The sequence below is a fragment of the Mycobacterium sp. VKM Ac-1816D genome, assembly GCF_000416385.1.
In the GTDB taxonomy this organism is placed as follows: Bacteria; Actinomycetota; Actinomycetes; order Mycobacteriales; family Mycobacteriaceae; genus Mycobacterium; species Mycobacterium neoaurum_A.
This window is the reverse complement of record NZ_AOHQ01000110.1, coordinates 84,030-102,985: the sequence shown is the minus strand read 5'-3', so window position 1 is coordinate 102,985 and position 18,956 is coordinate 84,030. Positions and strand designations below refer to the sequence as shown.

At 68.2% G+C, this 18,956-nt stretch carries 19 protein-coding genes; 3 read left to right on the top strand and 16 right to left on the bottom strand.

The genetic code is table 11. The features are described 5' to 3' along the window. Positions 1–169: 169 nt before the first annotated feature. From G154_RS03470 to G154_RS03455, 4 genes are read right to left on the bottom strand one after another with little or no spacing between them, the layout of a single operon-like run. Entirely contained in the window at positions 170–559 is a 390-nt protein-coding gene (locus tag G154_RS03470; RefSeq protein WP_019513245.1) for a universal stress protein, read from the bottom strand. A 28-nt stretch (positions 560–587) separates the two neighbouring features. Next, positions 588–2,129 carry a tripartite tricarboxylate transporter permease gene (locus G154_RS03465; RefSeq protein WP_019513246.1) on the bottom strand — a complete coding sequence of 514 codons (1,542 nt, stop codon included), beginning with the start codon at positions 2,127–2,129 and terminating at the stop codon, positions 588–590. Next, on the bottom strand, positions 2,130–2,642 hold the full coding sequence (locus G154_RS03460) for a tripartite tricarboxylate transporter TctB family protein (protein WP_019513247.1): 513 nt from the start codon (positions 2,640–2,642) through the stop codon (positions 2,130–2,132). Beyond that, a complete protein-coding gene (locus G154_RS03455; RefSeq protein ID WP_019513248.1) occupies positions 2,639–3,634 on the bottom strand; it encodes a tripartite tricarboxylate transporter substrate binding protein in 996 nt (331 codons plus the stop codon). Before G154_RS03455 ends, G154_RS03460 begins: the two co-directional genes overlap by 4 nt. A 64-nt stretch (positions 3,635–3,698) precedes the next feature. Here G154_RS03455 and G154_RS03450 point away from each other — a divergent pair, with 64 nt between their 5' ends. The 3 genes from G154_RS03450 to G154_RS03440 are packed head-to-tail and all read left to right on the top strand — an operon-like array spanning position 3,699 to position 6,784. After that, the gene (locus tag G154_RS03450) at positions 3,699–5,378 is read left to right on the top strand and encodes an ATP-binding protein (RefSeq protein WP_045546612.1); all 1,680 of its coding nucleotides are present in this window, start codon (positions 3,699–3,701) and stop codon (positions 5,376–5,378) included. After that, complete coding sequence (locus tag G154_RS03445; RefSeq protein ID WP_019513250.1) at positions 5,371–6,039, top strand: response regulator; 669 nt, start codon at positions 5,371–5,373, stop codon at positions 6,037–6,039. The genes G154_RS03450 and G154_RS03445 overlap by 8 nt, the downstream gene beginning before the upstream one ends. Positions 6,040–6,055: 16 nt before the next feature. Beyond that, entirely contained in the window at positions 6,056–6,784 is a 729-nt protein-coding gene (locus G154_RS03440) for a type 1 glutamine amidotransferase (protein ID WP_019513251.1), read from the top strand. Here G154_RS03440 and G154_RS03435 read toward each other — a convergent pair. The 12 genes from G154_RS03435 to ftsW all read right to left on the bottom strand — a co-directional run bounded on the left by G154_RS03435 (position 6,763) and on the right by ftsW (position 18,678). Then, the gene (locus G154_RS03435) at positions 6,763–8,112 is read right to left on the bottom strand and encodes a TIGR01777 family oxidoreductase (protein ID WP_023985966.1); all 1,350 of its coding nucleotides are present in this window, start codon (positions 8,110–8,112) and stop codon (positions 6,763–6,765) included. The two genes, G154_RS03440 and G154_RS03435, sit on opposite strands and share 22 nt — an antisense overlap. Before the next feature lie 81 nt (positions 8,113–8,193). Continuing rightward, a complete protein-coding gene (locus G154_RS03430; RefSeq protein ID WP_019513253.1) occupies positions 8,194–8,625 on the bottom strand; it encodes a hypothetical protein in 432 nt (143 codons plus the stop codon). A gap of 28 nt (positions 8,626–8,653) precedes the next feature. Continuing rightward, positions 8,654–9,475: a DivIVA domain-containing protein gene (locus G154_RS03425; RefSeq protein ID WP_019513254.1), complete on the bottom strand. Its 822-nt coding sequence runs from the start codon at positions 9,473–9,475 to the stop codon at positions 8,654–8,656. Positions 9,476–9,642: 167 nt separating this feature from the next. Beyond that, positions 9,643–9,942: a YggT family protein gene (locus tag G154_RS03420; RefSeq protein ID WP_023985967.1), complete on the bottom strand. Its 300-nt coding sequence runs from the start codon at positions 9,940–9,942 to the stop codon at positions 9,643–9,645. A gap of 142 nt (positions 9,943–10,084) precedes the next feature. Beyond that, positions 10,085–10,756 (bottom strand): cell division protein SepF, encoded by a 672-nt coding sequence (locus G154_RS03415; protein ID WP_019513256.1) that lies wholly within the window; start codon positions 10,754–10,756, stop codon positions 10,085–10,087. 64 nt (positions 10,757–10,820) lie between these two features. After that, positions 10,821–11,561 (bottom strand): YggS family pyridoxal phosphate-dependent enzyme, encoded by a 741-nt coding sequence (locus G154_RS03410; RefSeq protein ID WP_019513257.1) that lies wholly within the window; start codon positions 11,559–11,561, stop codon positions 10,821–10,823. Next, positions 11,558–12,265, bottom strand: a complete 708-nt coding sequence (pgeF, locus tag G154_RS03405; RefSeq protein WP_019513258.1) for a peptidoglycan editing factor PgeF — start codon at positions 12,263–12,265, stop codon at positions 11,558–11,560. The genes G154_RS03410 and pgeF overlap by 4 nt, the downstream gene beginning before the upstream one ends. Before the next feature lie 7 nt (positions 12,266–12,272). Next, complete coding sequence (ftsZ, locus tag G154_RS03400; protein ID WP_023985968.1) at positions 12,273–13,424, bottom strand: cell division protein FtsZ; 1,152 nt, start codon at positions 13,422–13,424, stop codon at positions 12,273–12,275. Positions 13,425–13,620: 196 nt separating this feature from the next. Next, positions 13,621–14,583, bottom strand: a complete 963-nt coding sequence (locus G154_RS03395) for a cell division protein FtsQ/DivIB (protein ID WP_019513260.1) — start codon at positions 14,581–14,583, stop codon at positions 13,621–13,623. Next, on the bottom strand, positions 14,580–15,974 hold the full coding sequence (murC, locus tag G154_RS03390) for a UDP-N-acetylmuramate--L-alanine ligase (RefSeq protein WP_045546618.1): 1,395 nt from the start codon (positions 15,972–15,974) through the stop codon (positions 14,580–14,582). Before murC ends, G154_RS03395 begins: the two co-directional genes overlap by 4 nt. Positions 15,975–16,006: 32 nt before the next feature. Then, the gene (murG, locus tag G154_RS03385) at positions 16,007–17,152 is read right to left on the bottom strand and encodes an undecaprenyldiphospho-muramoylpentapeptide beta-N-acetylglucosaminyltransferase (RefSeq protein WP_031601579.1); all 1,146 of its coding nucleotides are present in this window, start codon (positions 17,150–17,152) and stop codon (positions 16,007–16,009) included. Further along, on the bottom strand, positions 17,128–18,678 hold the full coding sequence (ftsW, locus tag G154_RS03380; RefSeq protein ID WP_045546619.1) for a putative lipid II flippase FtsW: 1,551 nt from the start codon (positions 18,676–18,678) through the stop codon (positions 17,128–17,130). Before ftsW ends, murG begins: the two co-directional genes overlap by 25 nt. Positions 18,679–18,956 lie beyond the last annotated feature (278 nt).

The following is an 18,956-nucleotide window of genomic DNA, read 5'->3' as shown; positions in this document are numbered from 1 at the left end:
CCACCACCATCGACCCCACCACCGGCCGCGTCCACTGGCACCCACCACCACTACTGGACACCGGCCAAAACACCATCAACCACCACTTCCACCCAGAAGAACTACTCAGCCACCCCGAAGAAGCGGTGGATGATCCTGAGCGACAGGATGATTCGTGATGAACGACGCATCACTCCGCGGGCTTGACCGCCAGCACGGGCTTCGGACACTCCAGGATGAGCTTCTGGGCAACGCTGCCGAGCAGCAGCTTGCCCACCGGGCTGCGATGGCGAATCCCGACCACCAGCACCTCGGCGTCCGGGGCATCCATCGCGGTCAGCAGCTCGTCGACCGCGTCCACCCCGACGGGCTGACGCAGCTCGTATTCGACACCACACTCGGCGAGCCGTGCCTCGACATCGCGCACCTCGGCACCGCCGGCGAACCGCGAATCCACGTATGACTCACCGGAGGTCGAGTTGATCACCAACAGGCTGGTCTTGCGCAGTGTCGCCTCGGCGATGCCGTGCTCCAACGCAGCGTGCCCGAACTGGTCTGCGGTGTAACCGATGACAATCATTGTTGCTCCTCACACACGCGTCGGTCGGTCACAGCTGGCCCGCCTTCGTCTTCTGGTCCTTGTCATCCTCGACGATCAACAGGCTCTCCTCGCTGCGGTTGAACAGACGCAACACCAGCGGGGCCAGCAGCAGCAGCGCCATGAGGACGTAGGTGACGATCGCGACCGGCTCGGTGAACAGGCTGCTCCAGTCGCCGCCGCCGAGCTGCAGGCTCTGTCGCAGCTGGCGCTCGATTCGCGGGCCGAGGATCACACCGATGATCAACGGCAGCACGGGAAGTCCGAATCGGCGCATCATCAAACCCATCAACCCGAAGATGAGCAGCAGCAACAGATCCAGCGGCTGCAGGTTGACCGCAAAGGCTCCGAGCGCGGCGAAGAACAGGATTCCGGCGTACAGGTACGGCCGCGGGGTGCGCAGCAGCTTGGCCCACAGCGGCGCCAACGGGAGGTTCAGTGCCAGCAACATGAAGTTGCCGATGAACAGACTGGCGATCAACGTCCAGATGAGCAGCGGTTCCTTGTCGAACAGCGTGGGACCGGGCTGGATTCCGTAGGAGACAAACGCGGTCAGCATGACGGCCGCGGTGGCATTGGTCGGCAGACCCAGCGACAGCATCGGCACCAGAGTGCCCGCGGCCGAGGCGTTGTTCGCCGCTTCCGGACCGGCGACACCCTCGATGGCACCCTTGCCGAACTCCTCGGGATGCTTGCTCAACTTCTTCTCGGTGATGTAGCTCAAGAAGGTCGGCAACTCCGCACCACCAGCGGGCAGTGCACCGAAGGGGAAACCATACGCGGTACCGCGCAGCCAGGGCTTCCACGACCGCTTCCAGTCGCTCTTGCCCATCCAGGGCCGCCCGACCGGGATGACATCGGCCGGACGGCGGCGCAGATGGGCGCACACCCAGAGCGCCTCGCCGACGGCGAAGACCGCGACGGCGATGACGACGATGTCGATACCGTCGGCCAGCAGCGGCACTCCGAAGGTGGCACGGTTCTGACCGGTCAGCGAGTCGATACCGACGATGCCGATCGCGAGACCGAGCAGCAGCGAGATCAGTCCGCGCAGTTTCGAGGAGCCCAGCACCGCGGTGACCGCGACGAGTGCGAACAACATGATCGCCAGATACGAGGGCGCACCGAGGGTGACGGCGAACCGGGACACCACGGGCGCGAAGGCGGCCAGCAGTACGGTGCCGATGGCGCCCGCGACGAACGACCCGATGGCGGCGGTGGCCAGCGCCTGTGCGGCGCGGCCTGCCTTGGCCATCTTGTTGCCCTCGATCGCGGTGATCACCGACGAGGATTCACCGGGGGTGTTCAGCAGGATCGACGTCGTCGACCCGCCATACATACCGCCGTAGAAGATGCCGGCGAACATGATGAAAGCCGCACTGGGGCTGACGTTGTAGGTGATGGGCAGCAGCAGGGCCACCGTCATCGCCGGCCCGATACCCGGCAGAACGCCGACCGCGGTGCCCAGCAACACGCCGATCGCGGCGTACAGCAGATTCATCGGGGTGGCCGCCTCGGCGAACCCCTGCAGGAGCCAGTTGAAATTCTCCATTTACAGGATCCCATCCAATATGCCTGCGGGCAGCGGGATTCCGAGCCCGGAGTAGAACGCATAGAAGCTCACCAGCGCCAGCACGACGCCGATCGCAATATTGCGGACGTAGTGGCGGCTGCCCAGCACGGTGGCGCAGCCTGCGAAGAACAGCGCGCTGGCGATCGCCCAGCCCAGTGGGTTCACCAGAACGATCAGCATGACGAACAGTCCGATGAGCATCCCCACGGTGCGCCAGTCGCTCGGCATGTCCGGATCGATGTCCTCACCCGCATCGGCCTCACCGCGCGACCCTCGCGGAATCGCGATGGCAAGGACGACGGCCATCACCAGCAGGCCGGTCCCGATGAGGATCGGGAAGAACCGCGGTCCGATGGGATCCACCTCGGCATAACCGCCGGGCATCGACAGGGCGTCGTAAATGAGGAATGCGCCGACGGCGACCATCACCACACAGACGATGTACTGCGCGTAATCCGGCCGCACCTTCTCGGCCTGCACTTCGGTACTCACACCAGCCCCAGATCGGTCAGCGTCGTCTCGACCCGGCGGTCCTGGTCGGCCAGGAACTCCTCGAATGCCGGACCGGTCAGGAACGCATCCGTCCATCCGTTCTTCACCAGCGCTTCCTTCCATGCATCGGTTGCGTGCAACTCTTCGAGCACCTTCACCATCGCGTCGCGATCGGAATCCGAGATGCCGGGCGGGGCAAGGATTCCGCGCCAGTTGGTGAAGGTCAGATCGATACCGGCCTCCTGCAGCGTCGGGGCATCGACACCCTCGACGCGCTCGCTGCCGGACACCGCGAGAACCCGGACCTGGCCGGCTTCGATCTGGTCGACGTATTCGCCGAGACCGGAGGTACCTGCTGCAATCTTGTTGCCCAGCAAGGCAGTCAGCAGATCACCACCACCGTCGTAGGAGATGAAGTTCACCTTGGTCGGGTCGACACCGACGGCCTTGGCGGTCTCCATCGGGAACAGGTGGTCGGGGCCACCGGGGTTGGACCCACCACCGACGGTGACCTTGGCCGGGTCGGCCTTCCAGGCGTTGACGAAGTCCTGCACCGTCCGGAACGGGGAGTCGGCCGGGACCAGGATGCCCTCCTGCTCCTCCACGACCTTCGCCAGCGCGGTGGCGTCCGAGGCGCGGGCGCTGGACCCGTTGGTGAACACCGCACCGACCACGCCGAGGCCCATCATCATCATGAGGTCGCCGTTGCCGCGCTCGTTCATCAAGCGCGCCATCGCGACGGTGCCACCGGCGCCGATCACGTTGAACACCTCGACCCGACCGGTGATCTTGTCGTCTTCCATGATCTTGACCGCGGTGCGCGCGGTCAGGTCGTAACCGCCACCGGGACTGTTCGGCACCATCATCCGCAACCGGTGCAATCCGGACTCATCGCCGCGGGTGACCCCGCAGGCAGAGAGCACAAGCGCGGCGACCAGTGCGATGACCAACGAGACCGTGATCCGCCGGCCGCCGGACTGCCCTACGTACATATCGACCCCAATCAATTGTGATGCTCAGCAATACTGGACCCTGCTGGTGACTCAGGTCACTCATATGAACGCAAAGGAAGTTGTGGTCATTAAGAACACGAGTTGGGGACGCAGCCTCGGCGGCCAGTTCCTGGCGTTTCAACTTGTCGTCGTGGCAGTCGTCCTCGTCGCGGTGGCCGCGGTGTCGGTCGCGCAGTCGACCAGCGAGTTCCGCGAGGTACGAGGTCAGCGAATGATCGCGGTGGCCGAGAACATGGCATCGACCCCGATCGTCCGCGAACGTTATGACGACCCGTTCGCCGGACGCACCCTGGCGCCGGAGGTGGACCGGGCGGTGGCCCTGTCGGGTGCCGACCTCGCCGAGATCCTCGGGCCGGACGGCACCGTGCGGGTGTCCTCGGACCCGTCACGGATCGGCGCCGCCACCGACCTGGGGCCGAGCCGCGCCGACGAGGGCCGCGCCTGGTTCGGTGACGAGGATGTCGCGGGCTCACACAGTCTGGTCGGGCAGGTGCCGATCCTGTCCACCGATGGCGAGGTGCTGGCGGTGGCATCGGTCAGCGAAGGTTACCCGTCGACATGGGAACTGCTCAGCGGTGCGGGCGAGCGGCTGCTCATCTATCTCGGACTGGGCGCCGCATTGGGCCTTGCCGCGTCCTGGCTGCTGTCCCGGCGGATCAAGCGGCACACCCGCGGTTTGGAGATCGCCGAGATCGCCGGGCTGGCCGATCATCGGGAGGCCTTGCTGCACAGCATTCGTGAGGGTGTGGTGGCGGTCAACACCGACGGCATCATCACCGTCGTCAACGACAGCGCCCAGCGACTGCTCGGTATCGGCCCCGATGCGGTGGGCCGGCGCGCCGATGAGGTGGGGCTGGAACCGGCGGTGGTGGAGTTCCTGCTGTCGGGCTCCGGCGAACACGCCGACGAACATGACGTGGTGATCGCGACCGGCAGTCACATCCTGGCCCTCAATCGCAGCACCGCTCTGAGCCAAGGGCGCAGCCTGGGTACGGTCACCACCATGCGTGACAGCACCGAACTGGCTGCCCTGCAGGCACAGTTGTCCTCACACCGCAGCGTCACCGACACCCTGCGGGCCCAGACCCACGAATTCGCCAACCAGCTCCACACCATCTCGGGTCTGGTCCAGCTGGGCGAGTTCGATGCGGTGCACAATCTGGTCGGCACGCTCACCCGCCGGCGAGCCGAGATCAATGACGCCGTCACGCAACGGGTTTCCGATCCCGCGGTGGCCGCCCTGCTGATCGCGAAGACGTCCTTGGCCGCCGAGAGCGGCGTGCTGCTGCACCTCGATCCCAGCAGCCGCCTCGGCGCGCTCACACCGGCGTTGGCCACCGATGTCATCACGGTCCTCGGCAACCTGATCGACAACGCCGTCGAGGCGTCGGTGGGATCGGATCCTGCCAGGGTCACGGTGCGGATCGAGGATCGGGACGGGCTGATCATCAGCGTCAGCGACACCGGTCCCGGTGTGCCGCAGGCGCTTCGGGAGGAGATTTTCGCCCGCGGGGTCACGTCAAAGACCGCGGGCGGGCCTGCCGAGCAGCGCGGTATCGGGCTGGCGCTGGTGCGGCTGGTGACCGCCCAGCACGGTGGACATGCCGAGATCGGCGATGCCGAGGGTGGTGGCGCGTCATTCGTGGTGCGCCTGCCCCGGGCGAGCGAAGCGACGGGAAAGACAGCACAGGCGAGCGAAGCGACGGTGGTGCCCGGTGCGTGACGTGCTGATCGTCGACGACGATTTCATGGTCGCCGACATCCACCGCCGGTTCGTCGAACGCATCGACGGGTACCGACCCGTTGCCGTGGCCAGCGGCGGTACCGAGGCGCTGAGGAAGGCGGCCGAGCTGCGCCCGGCGCTGATCCTGCTCGATGTCTACCTGCCGGATATGACCGGTCTGGAGGTGTTGCACCGGTTGCGGGCCGGCGGTGATCACGTCGGGGTCATCATGATCACCGCCGCCAGGGAACTGGACACCGTGCGCGGCGCGCTCGACGGTGGCGCGGCCGACTACCTGATCAAACCGTTCGAGTTCGATCAGCTGCGCGCCAAACTGGTGGCCTTCGCCACCCGCGCCGACGCGCTGGCCGCCGAGGGCGGCGTGGACCAGAGCATGGTCGACGCACTGTTCGGCGGCACCGCCGCCGCGGACACACCCGATGTGCTGCCGAAGGGCCTGGGCGCCGAGACGGGACGGCTGGTACTCGACGCCGTGCGTGGTGCCGGTGAGGTGTCCGCGGCCGAATGTGCCGACCTGGTCGGGATCTCGCGGGTGAGTGCGCGGCGTTACCTGGAGCACTATCTGAGCACCGGTGTGGTGGAGCTACGCCTGCAGTACGGTTCGGGGCGGCCCGAGCGGCGCTACCGAGTCCCACGATGACGAGTAGATTCTCGGTGTGGCACCCACCGTCCTCTTCCTCCACAACGATCCCATCGCCACCGAGGCGATGCTGGGGAACGCTTTCGCCGACGCCGGTTTCGATGTGTCGACCTTCACGGTCGTGCCCGCCGACCAGGCCGAGTCCCCCGCGATCGACATCACCTTCCCCGACCCGACCCACTACGACGTCATCGTGCCCCTCGGTGCGCGGTGGCCGGTGTACGACGAGGCGCTCAAGGCCACGTGGGTAGGCGCCCAGACCGAGCTGGTCCGAAACGCGGCCGCGGCGGGAATCCCGACGCTGGGTGTCTGCTTCGGCGGGCAGCTGCTCGCCCAGGCCTTCGGCGGCACGGTCGAGCGCTCGGCACTGCCCGAGATCGGCTGGTATGACATCGTTTCCGATCAACCCGAACTGATCCCGCCCGGCCCATGGTTCGAATGGCATTTCGACCGGTTCACATTGCCGCCCGGCGCGGTCGAGATAGCCCGAACGGCAACGACACTGCAGGCATTCGCGCTGGGACGCACCGTCGGGCTGCAGTTCCACCCCGAGCTGGACCCGCAGCTGCTGGAGATCTGGCTCGATGATGACCGCGATGCCGGTGAGGCCGGAGCGCTCGGCGTGAGTCACGACGAGTTACGCGCGCGCACCAGGGATATGCACGTGGACGCGGCTCGACGCCTCCACGCGCTGGTGAACGGGTTCCTGGCCTATACCGCGCGTCAGCCGTGCCCCAGTTCGTGAGCCAGCGCGGCGTCCACGGTGGGCCGGCGGAACCGGTGTCCACGCGCCTCCAGCTTGGCGGGCACCACCCGTTGATCGGCCTCGGCGAGTTCGCGGGCGCCTTGCGCACCGAGCAGTAGCTTCGGCCCGAACGAGGGCACCGGCAGCAGCGTCGGCCGGTGCAGCACCCGGCCGAGTGCGGCGGTGTATTCGGTGTTGCGCACCGGAACCGGTGCCACCGCGTTCACCGGGCCACTGAGTTCGGTGTCATACAGCGCACGGTGGTAGATGTCGAGCAGGTCGTCGAGCCCGATCCAGGCCAACCACTGCCTACCACTGCCCAACCGCCCGCCGAGGCCGGCCGCGAACAAGGGCCGCATCAGCCGCAGCGTCCCGCCGTTGGCGGATTGCACCACGCCGGTGCGGACGTTGACGACTCGGATGCCGGCGTCGGCCGCCGGCGCCGTCGCGGCCTCCCAGTCGGCCACCACATCGGCGAGGAAACCGTCACCGCGGGAGGCATCCTCGGTCAGCAGCGAGTCGCCGCGCTCGTAGCCGTAGAAACCGACGGCCGATGCGCTCACCAGGATTCGCGGTCCGTTCTCGGTCGCGGCGGCCAACTCGGCCAGCGCGCGGGTCGGGCCGATGCGGCTGTCCCGGATGGCCCGGCGGTGCGCATCGGTGAAACGGCCGGCGATCGACGCGCCGGCCAGATGGATGACCGCATCGACACCGGACAGCAGATCCGCCGCAGGTTGGTCCGGATTCCACTGTCGTTCATCGGCATTGGCGGCAGCTCCACGGACCAGCCGGATGACCCGATGCCCACCGCTGCTGAGAAAGGCACTCAACGCGGCGCCGACCAGCCCGGAGGAACCGGTCACGGCAACGGTCAGCGGTGTCAGTCCGGCCGCGGCGGCATCCCGGTGGGCGGCCAGATCTTCGGCCAGCTGCGTGTGCCGGTAGACGAACATGGGACGCAGCGCGGCGGCAGGAACCACCGTCTCGACGTGATCGGAGACCCTGGTACCGGATCCCTCCGCGGCGAAATCGTGGGTATGCCGCCATGTTCCGACTGCGCGTACCGGCCAGGTGATCGGGCCGTCGCTGGACAACACATCGACGAACCGGTGTGGCGGGTCGTACTCGTCGGCCTGGTGCTGGGCGACCCAGCGCAAGCCACCGGGCAGACCGAGTACGGCTTTGCCATCGGCAAGCGACTCGGTTTCGGCGACGACGGTCATCGGCTGCCATGGTGGAACGAGGCGCCGCATCGCGCCGGGACGGCTGTGCCAGGCGAAGACATCGTCGATCCGATGCGGGACGACACTGTCGAACTCGATGCTCACAGGTTTCGCCGGTCCGTTGGATTCACGGGCGCGGGGATACCCGGGCACGGCGGCGATCAAACCCGCCGGGCCCGCCGTCGATCAACTCTTGGGCGGGGCGTCCGGATCCGGTGAGATGCCGACCGCGCCGCCGGCCTCGCCGTCGTCCTCGGTGTTCGACTCGGTCTCGGTCTTCGAGTCGGTGTCGGTGACTCCGGCGATCTCGGGGTCGGAGTCGGCTGCCGAATCGGACTCTGGCTGGGTCACGGTGGCCTCGTCTTCCGGGTAGTCCTCGACGGGATCGGTCACCTGCTCGGCCGCGATGACGGCGTCCTGGTCATCGGCGCCGTCGGTGTGATCGGTGTCGTCATCGGTACCGCCGCGCCGGGCGCGCAGCGCATCGGCGATCAGCAGCAACACACCGATGACGCTGGCACCGATACACACCCACGCGATCAGCTCGTTGCTCGTGACGACCGCGGCCACCAGGGCCGCGAGTCCGACAAGAGCCAGAACCAGCGCAATGATCAGCATCGCCGAAGCCTAGTGGGTGCCGACCCGGTCAGTTCGCGCCGCGATTGAACTGGTTGAAACCGCCACCCTCGTTACCGGCCGCGGAATCGACCGGTGCCGCAGAACCGCGCTGGCCGAGCTCTTCGAGCTGCGATTCCAGGTAGGTCTTGAGCCGGGTCCGGTACTCGCGCTCGAAGGTGCGCAACTGCTCGAGGCGGCCTTCCAGCACCGTGCGCTGCTGGTTGATGGTGCCCATGATCTCGGAGTGCTTGCGCTCGGCATCGGCCTGCAGGGCATCCGCCTTCTCCTGAGCCTGACGCAGCTGCGTCTCGGAGCGGTTCTGCGCGTCGGAGAGCAACGCGTCGGCCTTGGCGCGCGCGTCGGCAACCGTGGTCTCCGCGGTCTGGCGCGCCTCGCTGACCAGTGCGTCGGCCTGGGCCCGCGCATCGGCGAGCAACTTGTCCGACTCGGCCTTCGCGGTGCTGGTAAGGCGATCGGCCGTGTCCTGGGCCAGGCTCAGCACCTTGGCCGCGCGGACGTGATGATCCTCCGACACCGGAGCTGCCTGGACCACCGGCTGCGGCGCGGCGGGCGCCTCGTACACCGGCTCGGGCTCGGCCTCGGGCTGCGGCGCCTGGTAGGGCGGCAGCGTCTGGGTGGCGGCCACGCCACCACCGGCACGCGCGCCGGCCAGCTCGGAGTCGAGCTCGGAGACGCGCTGACGAAGGTCGGCGTTCTCCTCGATGAGCCTGGTCAGCTCGTTCTCGACCAGGTCGAGGAAGGCGTCTACCTCGTCCTCGTTATAACCACGTTTGCCGATGGGCGGCTTACTGAACGCGACGTTGTGAACGTCGGCTGGAGTGAGCGGCATTCTCTGCCCCCTTGAAGTCTGGACCGTCAACCGGTTTCAAAGTGTAAAGCGTCGGTAGAAGTAACTGGCGTCCATCCTGTCACAGCTGACCCGGCGGTTGCACAGGAGCCTCATAATTAAGAGCGAATTTCAATCTCCCACGCCGCAGCCGACCGTCGCTGTACAGGTCAGGCGGTACCGGCCGCCGCGCCGAATGCCAGCTGCATGCCGATGAACGCGACCAGCAGCAACACCATGATCGACAGATCGAATCGCACGGCGCCGATCGTCAGCTGCGGGATGAGCCGGCGCAGCAGCTTCACCGGCGGATCGGTGACCGTCAGGATGAGTTCCAGGATCACCACCGTCGCGCCGCGCGGATGCCAATCCCGACTGAAGGACCGGATGAACTCGACCACGACCCGTGCGATCAGCAACAGCCAGAAGACGAACAGGGCGAAACCAAGTATTTGAAAGACCATCGACAAGGGAGCCGAACCTCACTACGGCGGATGAGCAGGGCAGGTAGAGCGACATTCGGGCACAGAAGCGGACTTCATGCCCTCGACGTCAGCCTACCTGCCGCTCCGGCCGGGGTTCTGGCCCCCAGCGGACGGGCTCGTGCCCGCCCTACTGGTAGGCGTAGAAGCCGGCCTCGGCGATCCGGCGACGCTCTTCGGCACTGACGTCGATATCGGCCGGCGAGAGCAGGAAGACCTTCGTCGCGACCTTGTCGAACGAACCCCGCAGGGCAAAGGCGAGCCCGGCGGCAAAGTCGACGAGCCGCTTGGCGTCGGCGTTGTCCATCGACACCAGGTCCATGATCACCGGGGTGCCGTCGCGGAAGCGCTCACCGATGGTGCGGGCCTCGCTGTAGTCCTTGGGACGCAGCGTGGTGATCTTGGCCAGCGGACTGCCCTCCTCGAAGAGCGCGGCCATCCGGCGCGGCTCCATGGCCAGGGCGCTCGCGCCCCGGGTCGGTGCGGCGAACCGCGGTGCGGGACGGTCGAATTCGGGGCGCGGGGCGCGCAGGCGGCCCTCGAAGCGCGGTGCGTCACCATAGCCGCCGCGGTAGGCGCCGGGGATGTCGTCGTAGTCGCGGGACGGGACGCGGTCCTCGAAGCCGCGGGCGTCACGCAGGTCGCGGCCTTCCCGGCCGTAGCCGTCCTCATCGAAACGGTCCTCGGCGCCGCGGCGCGGGTACCCGCCGCGGGCGGGGCGCTCGTCGTCGTAGTACTCGTCGTCGTAATCGTCCATCGGCGCCATACCGAAGTAGGCCTTGACCTTGTGCAGAGTGCTCATCGCCTGCCCCTTTAACGACTTGTGTCTGTGTTGTCTGTGATGAAGATGTGACTGGAGTGACTACTCAGGGTGACGTTAGAGGACGTTGCCCCATCAACGCGGTTCCGACACGCACACACGTGGATCCGTGTCGCACAGCAATCTCCATATCGCCGGACATCCCCGCCGACAGGCCCAACGGGTGCCGATAGGACCGCTGCACACGGTCGTGTTCGGCGGCCAATCTGACGAAGGCGTCCTCGGCGTCCCAGTCCAGCGGCGGGATGCCCATCAACCCGGCGAACTCGAGGGAATCGATGGCATCTATTGCGGCACACAGCTCGTCGACCAGATCGGTGTTGCCGATGTCGACCCCACCGCGATCGGGATCACCGTCGAGACTCACCTGCAGATAGACCCGTAGCGGCGTCGCGCGCTGACCGTCGGCCAACGCCTGTTCGGCACCACCCCCCAGCGCGGCGATCACCCTGGCGCTGTCCACCGAGTGCACCGTGTGCGCCCAGCGGGCGATCGCGCGGGCCTTGTTGCGTTGGATGTGGCCGATCATGTGCCAGCGGATCTGGTCACCGGGGAACTGCGCAGCCACGTCGGCGACCTTGCGCGCGGCCTCCTGCTCGCGGGACTCGCCGAAGTCGGCACACCCCAACCGATGCAGGATGGCCACATCGGTGGCCGGGAAGAACTTGGTGACCGGCAGCAGCTCGATGTCGTGGACCCTACGGCCCGCCGCATCGGCCGCCCGGGCCAACCGCGCCCGCACCGCCGCCAGCGAGCCGGCCAACTCCGAATCGCGGTGCTCGCTCATTCCATCCACACCAGGGAGGCAAGGCGGCCGGTCGGCGCGCCGCGCCTATGACTGAACAGCGCCCGGTCGGAGACCGTGCAGCGGGGATCCACATCGATCGACGTCACGCCGAGGCGCTGCAGCTGGCCCACCAGCCCGGCCCGGATATCGAGCCCCGGTGTGCCGCGGGCGGTCCGGCACCGGCTACCCGGCAGCGTCTTCTCCACCTCGGCGGCCATCTGCTCGGGTACCTCGTACTGGCGGCCGCTGACCGCCGGTCCGAGCAGCACCGACACATCGGCGACCTGTGCACCCGCCTCGACCATCTTCTCCAGGGTGCGCTCCACGATGCCGAGCTGCGCACCGACCCGGCCGGCATGGGCCGCACCGATCACGCCGGCACGGGCGTCGGCCAGCAGCACCGGGACGCAGTCGGCGGTGATCACGGCCAACGCCAGACCCCGCGCGGTGGTCACCACCGCGTCGGTGTCGGGCAGCGCGGCACGCTGCGGACCGTCCACCACGGCGACGCGGTCGGAGTGGACCTGGTTCATCCACACCACCGCATCAGCGGCGAGACCGAGTGCGGAGGCCAGCCGTTTCCGGTTGGCCGCCACCGCAGCCGGATCGTCGCCGACGTGATCGCCGAGGTTGAACGTGTCGAATGGCGGCTTCGACACCCCACCCGCGCGGGTGGTGGTGACGCGCCGGACCCGGGCGGGCACGTCCGCGTCAGTGGCGCATGAACGGCGGCACGTCGACGTCGTCATCGGAGATGCCACCGTCGTCGGGGCCACCGATCTTCACCGTCGCGCCGTTGGTGTGCGCCGGCACCGACATGGCGTCGGCCGGCTCGAAGATGCTGGAGCGAACCTTGCCCGCCGTGCCGGATGCCACACCCGAGGTGCCTTCGCCGACAACGGGTTTACGGCTCGGTCCGGTGCTGTCGAAACCGGCCGCGATGACCGTCACACGCACCTCGTCACCGAGCGAATCGTCGATGACGGTGCCGAAGATGATGTTGGCCTCGGCATGGGCGGCCTCCTGCACCAGCGAGGCGGCCTCGTTGATCTCGAACAGACCGAGGTCGCTGCCGCCGGCGACCGAGAGCAGCACGCCCTGGGCGCCCTCCATCGATGCTTCCAGCAGCGGGGAGTTGATGGCGATCTCGGCGGCCTTGAGCGCCCGTCCGTCACCGCGCGCCGAGCCGATACCCATCAGGGCGGTGCCGGCACCGCTCATCACGCCCTTGACGTCGGCAAAGTCGACGTTGATCAGGCCTGGCGTGGTGATCAGGTCGGTGATGCCCTGGACACCGTTAAGCAGCACCTCGTCAGCGCTGCGGAAGGCATCCATCAGCGAGACGGCGGCATCGCCCATCTGCAGCAGCCGGTCGTTCGGGATGACGATGAGCGTGTCACAGCTCTCGCGCAGCGCGTTGATGCCGTTCTCGGCCTGGTTGGACCGGCGCTTTCCCTCGAAGGAGAACGGGCGGGTCACCACGCCGACGGTCAACGCGCCGAGCTTGCGCGCGATGGTCGCCACGACGGGGGCGCCGCCGGTACCGGTACCGCCGCCCTCACCCGCGGTCACGAACACCATGTCGGCGCCGCGCAGCAGTTCCTCGATATCGTCCTTGGCGTCCTCGGCGGCCTTGCGGCCCACCTCGGGGTCGGCGCCTGCGCCGAGACCGCGGGTGGAGTCGCGACCGACATCGAGTTTGACGTCGGCATCGCTCATCAACAATGCCTGCGCATCGGTGTTGATGGCGATGAACTCAACGCCCTTGAGTCCGTGCTCGATCATCCGGTTGACGGCGTTGACGCCGCCGCCGCCGATGCCGACCACCTTGATAACGGCGAGGTAGTTATGCGGGGGGGTCATCGGTCGCCTTTCCTGCCCATTGGAGCCTGCCCGTTGGAGTACGTGTCTTCGGTGTTGCCGATCTGCCCGAAACCCTAAACCTCAACCATAGGTTTATAGTTATGTCAAGTAGTTCCGTGCAAACAGAACGGTAGGGTCACGCGGCACCGTAGGGCCGCAGGCGCGCCGAAGCGACACGATCGAATTTGGCGCAGAACTACTTGACGGTCGGCAGGTCCGGGCTCGACACGTCATAGGTCTGACCGGGCTGGGTCAGCAGCGCCGCCAGCTTCAGCGCCTTCTCCTGCGTGCGATCGGTGGTGCCCCACACCACTTTTCGGCCGTCGAACAGAACCAGCGTGATGGCCGCCACCGACGGCGCCTCCACCCGGCTGACCTGCCCGGACACCTCAGGCGGCAGCGATGTCAGCACCTGCAGACCGGCGAGGGTGGCCGGATCGCGCGGTCCCGGCGTCTCGGTGTCGATATAGGGCAGCCCCGGTGGCGGCGGCGCGGTCACGAAATCCACACCGTCGCGGTCGAACAGGTGCGGCCCGTCCGGATAGTCCTTGACCACCAGCGGCACGCGTTCCTCCACGGTGATCCGCAGCGTCGAGGGGTACTCGCGCTGGACTCGGGCGCTGGCCACCCGCCGGATCGAGGCCACCCGCTCGGCCACCGCGTCGGTGTCGATCTGCAGCAGGGGCGTGCCCTCCTGAACCCCGGCCACCTGCCGCACCTCGTCCTCGCTCAACGCGGTCAATCCGGTCACCACCGTCTCGCGCGCGGACATGATCGGCGTGAAATACAGCAGCAAGCCCACGCCGACCACCAGCACCGCCAGGACCGCCGTCCACATCAACACCTTCAGACCGCGGATCACCCCGCGCGGCGCCTGCTTCGGCTTCTCCTCGGTCCGGCCCTGGACACGACGTTTGGCCTCCCGGCGGGCCTGCTCGATGGCCATCGCCCTGGCCTGCGCCGCACGGCGTTCCTCGCGTTCGCGCCGGGCACGTCGCCGCGGTCCCTCCAGATCCGGCTCGGCCGGATCGGCATCGGGTTCGCCGGCGGTGGGGGCCTCGGCCGCGCTCGGCTCGGTGGCCGGTTCGGCAGCCAGGTCGGAGACGGGATCGGGATCGGAGTCGGCTCCGGCGGCCCCCGGCTCGGGTGGGACCGTCATCGATCCGCCGCCCGATCGGCGCGCCCACCCACCGCATCCAGGATCTCGTTGCCGAGCAGGGTCACATCACCGGCGCCCATGGTCACCACCACATCACCGGGGCGGGTGATCTCGGCGACCCGGCGGGCCACCGCGGAGAAATCGGGCACGTAATGCACCGGGACCGTGACGTGATCGACGATGCTGCGCCCGCTGATCCCGGCGATCGGCTGCTCACGGGCGGCATAGACGTCCAGCACGAACGCCTCGTCGGCCAGGCTCAGGGCCGCACCGAACTCCTTGGCGAATGTCTGTGTGCGCGAATACAGATGGGGCTGGAAGACGACGATCGCGCGGCCCTGCGATTCGGCGGCCAGCGTACGTACCGCCGTCAGCGCGGCGGTCACCTTAGTCGGGTGGTGGGCATAGTCGTCGAAAACGCGGACACCCGAGCGCACGCCCACCAGCTCGAAACGGCGGCGCACCCCCTCGAAATCGGCCAGTGCCTCCAACACCGCATCCGGCGGCGCCCCCGCCTCGACGGCGGCCAGCAGGGCCGCCAGAGCATTGAGCGCCATGTGCCGGCCGGGCACGGCCAGCCGCATCGTGCGCGGGGCGGGCTCCCCCGCCAGCTGCACCGTGGCCACCGCCCGGGTGCCGCGTTGTTCCCAATCGAGCAGTGCGCCCGCCAGATCCGCACCGGAGCTGCCGTACCGCAGCACCCGGATGCCGAGGGCTTCGGTGCGCTCGGCCAACGCCGCAGCACCGGGATCGTCGACGCAGACCACCAACGCCCCGCCCGGCTGCAGCCGCTCGATGAACGCGTCGAACACGTCGACATAGGCCTGCTCGGTACCGAAGAAATCCAGGTGGTCGGCCTCGATATTGGTGACGACCGCGATATCGGGCCGGTACTGCACCAGTGAGCCGTCGCTCTCGTCGGCCTCGGCCACGAAGTACGGGCCACTGCCGTGGTGGGCGTTGGTGCCCGCCGCGCCGAGATCGCCGCCGACGGCGAACGACGGATCGAAACCGCTGTGCTGCAACGCGACGATGAGCATCGAGGTCGTCGTGGTCTTGCCCGCGGTTCCGGTGACCATCAGCGTCCGGTCACCGGCCATCAACTTGGCCAGCACCACCGGCCGCAGGATGACAGGGATGCCCCGCTGCCGGGCCGCCACGAGTTCGGGGTTGGTCTTCGGAATGGCCGCATGGGTGGTGACGACCGCAGTGGGACCGCCGTCCAGCATGTCCAGCGCGGCGGCGTCGTGACCGATCTGGATCTGCGCTCCCCTGGCCCGCAATGCCGCGATCCCGCGCGATTCCTTGGCATCGGAACCGGAGACCTGTCCCCCGCGATCGAGCAGGATGCGAGCGATTCCCGACATGCCGGCCCCGCCGATACCCACCATGTGCACCCGGGCGAGCTCCGGTGGCAGACCCTTCACCGCAACGACTTCCGGTCGGCGCGGTGGGCACGGGCCACCTCGATCGCGATCTCGGCGACCCGGCGCGCGGCATCGCGGTGGCCGGCGAGCGCGGCCGCCGCGGTCATCTGCTGTAGGCGTGGTGCGTCGTTGAGCACACCGACGACCTTCTGGGCGACCAGCTGTGGGGACAGCTCGGCATCATCGACGAGCAGACCACCGCCGGCCTGGACCACCGGCAGTGCGTTGAGCCGCTGCTCACCGTTGCCGATCGGCAACGGCACGTACACCGCGGGCAACCCGACGGCGCTGACCTCGGCGACCGTCATCGCCCCGGACCGGCAGATCGCCAGATCGGCAGCGGCATAGGCCAAGTCCATACGGTCGAGATAGGGCACGGCCACATAGGGCGGCCCCGACGGCGCCGGCAGGTCGAGGGTGTTCTTCGGACCGTGCGCGTGCAACACCGAAATGCCCTTGGCCGCAAGCTCGGTCGCGGCACCGGAGACGGCGCGGTTGATCGACTGCGCGCCCTGGGAGCCGCCGAACACCAACAGCACCCTGGCGTCCTCGGCGAAGCCGAAGGCGGCCCGTGCCTGGGCACGCAATGCCGCGCGATCCAGCGCGGTGATGCTGGCCCGCACCGGGACGCCCACCACCTCCACCGGGCCGAGGCCGGGATCGGGCACCGCCGAGAGCACCCGGCGGGCCGACCGCGCACCCAGCTTGTTGGCCCAGCCCGCGCTGGCGTTGGCCTCGTGGATCACCACCGGGACCGACGGACGGCGCAGACCGCGCCGCGCGGCCAGATACGCGGGCACCGAGACATAGCCACCGAAGCCGATCACCACGTCCACCCCGACGGCGTCGAACACCGCGCGGGTCTGGCGGACCGCGGTGCGCACCCGCAACGGAAGCCGCACCAGGTCTGCGGAGGGTTTGCGCGGCAACGGCACCGGGGTGATGAGCTCGAGGTCATACCCCCGTTCGGGGACCAACCGGGTCTCCAGACCGCGCTGTGTGCCCAGCGCGGTGATCCGGACCCCGGGATCCAGCTCGGTCAACGCATCGGCCACGGCCATCGCAGGTTCCACATGACCTGCCGTGCCCCCGCCGGCCAGGACGACCGATAACGTGCTCACCCGTAACGCTGACCTTCCAATGAGCGGGCTCGGCCCTGTTGACCTCGCGCCTGCCGCGGCTCGGCGCGGCCCCGTTGGGAGGCGCGCCGGCCCTCACCATGATGCCCTGTGCTCCGGACCGCTCGATCGGCCGGATGGCCCTCACGACGGCTCGCACGCCGGGCATCGACCGCGGGGGTCTGGCGCGGCTTCCTGGCCACCGCCTTGCCCTTGCTCTTGGCAGGCGGCTTCTGCTTGGCCGGTGCCTTGCCCGGCTTACCGGGCTTGCCCCTGGTCCGCAGGCGGTCGCGGGCGACCTCGAGGCGGCTCGGCACATACGGTTCGGGCAGCGGGAGCCGCAGCAACCTGGTGACCCGGTCGTCGCGGCCGGCGCGCAGCGCGGCCACGGCCTCGGGTTCGTGCCGGGCGGCATTGGTGATGACGCCGAGGATGAGCATCGTCGTGGCCGTCGATGTGCCGCCCGCGGAGATCAGCGGCAGCTGCAGACCGGTGACCGGGAGCAGCCCCACGACGTATCCGACGTTGATGAACGCCTGCCCGATCACCCACAGCGTGACGGTGGCCGTCAGCAGGCGCAGGAACGGATCGGCCGAGCGGCGCGCGATGCGCATCCCGGTGTAGGCGAAAAGACCGAACAGGCACAGCAGACCGGCGGCACCGACATAGCCGAGTTCCTCACCGATGATGGCGAAGATGAAGTCGTTGTGTGCGTTGGGCAGATAGTTGTACTTGGCCGTGCCCTGGCCGAGTCCGTTGCCGAACACGCCACCATTGGCCAGCGCGAAGCGGGCCTGCCTGGCCTGATACCCCGCACCGCCGGGGTCGGCCCCCGGGTTGAGCCAGGACTGCACGCGGTCGGAGCGGTAACCGGCCGAGACCGCGAGCACGCCGCCGGCGACCACCATCGCCCCCAGCGAGCTGGCGAACACCCGCAGCGGCAGACCTGCATACCAGAGCAGACCGAGCAGGATGATGCTCAACGTCACGGTCTGGCCGAGGTCGGGCTGCAGCACGATCAGCGTCAGCGCCAGACCGGCGGCGGGAACCAGCGGGATCAGCATCTCCCGCATCGACGCCTGCTCCAGGCGCCGCGCCGCCAGCAGGTGCGCACCCCAGATGGCGAACGCGATCTTGGCGAGCTCGGAGGGCTGCATGCTGAAGCCACCCACGACGAACCAGCCGCGAGAACCGTTGGCCACCTTGCCGATACCGGGGATGAGCACCAGCACGAGCAAGATGATCGTGAAGATGAACGCCGGGAACGCCAGCCTGCGCATGAGCGAGACGGGCATGCGCAGCGCCAGGTAGAAGGCGATCAGCCCGACGCCGGTCCACAGCGACTGTTTGGCGAAGACCGTCCACGGCGAGCCGCCGGAGTCATAGGAGTACACCCCGGAGGCCGAGAGCACCATGATCAGGCCGAGCGTCACCAGGATGGCCGCGACCGCGATGATCAGGTGGAACGAGGTCATCGGCCGGCCGAGCCACTGGCCGAACCGGGTCCGAGGCATGGTGGTCGTCGCTTTGGTCGCCGGGCTGGTGGCCAGGCTCTTCCCGACGGTCTGCCCGGACGTGCCGTCGGCGGACCGCGCACTGGTGAACCTCGCCCGTACCCCGGCGAGCGGATTCCTCACCTGGCACCCGCAAGAGTCACAGGCGTAACGCCAGCCTCAATAGTCTCTTGCACCCCAGAATCCTCCCCCGCCGCGGACCGGTAGTCGCGGATCTCCGGCAGGTGTGTCGCGGCGGCCGACGATTTCAGCTAATGCTCCCGCGCGTCGAGAGAGACGAAAAGGTCGTCAGTTCGGGCCGCCGAGCAGCCATT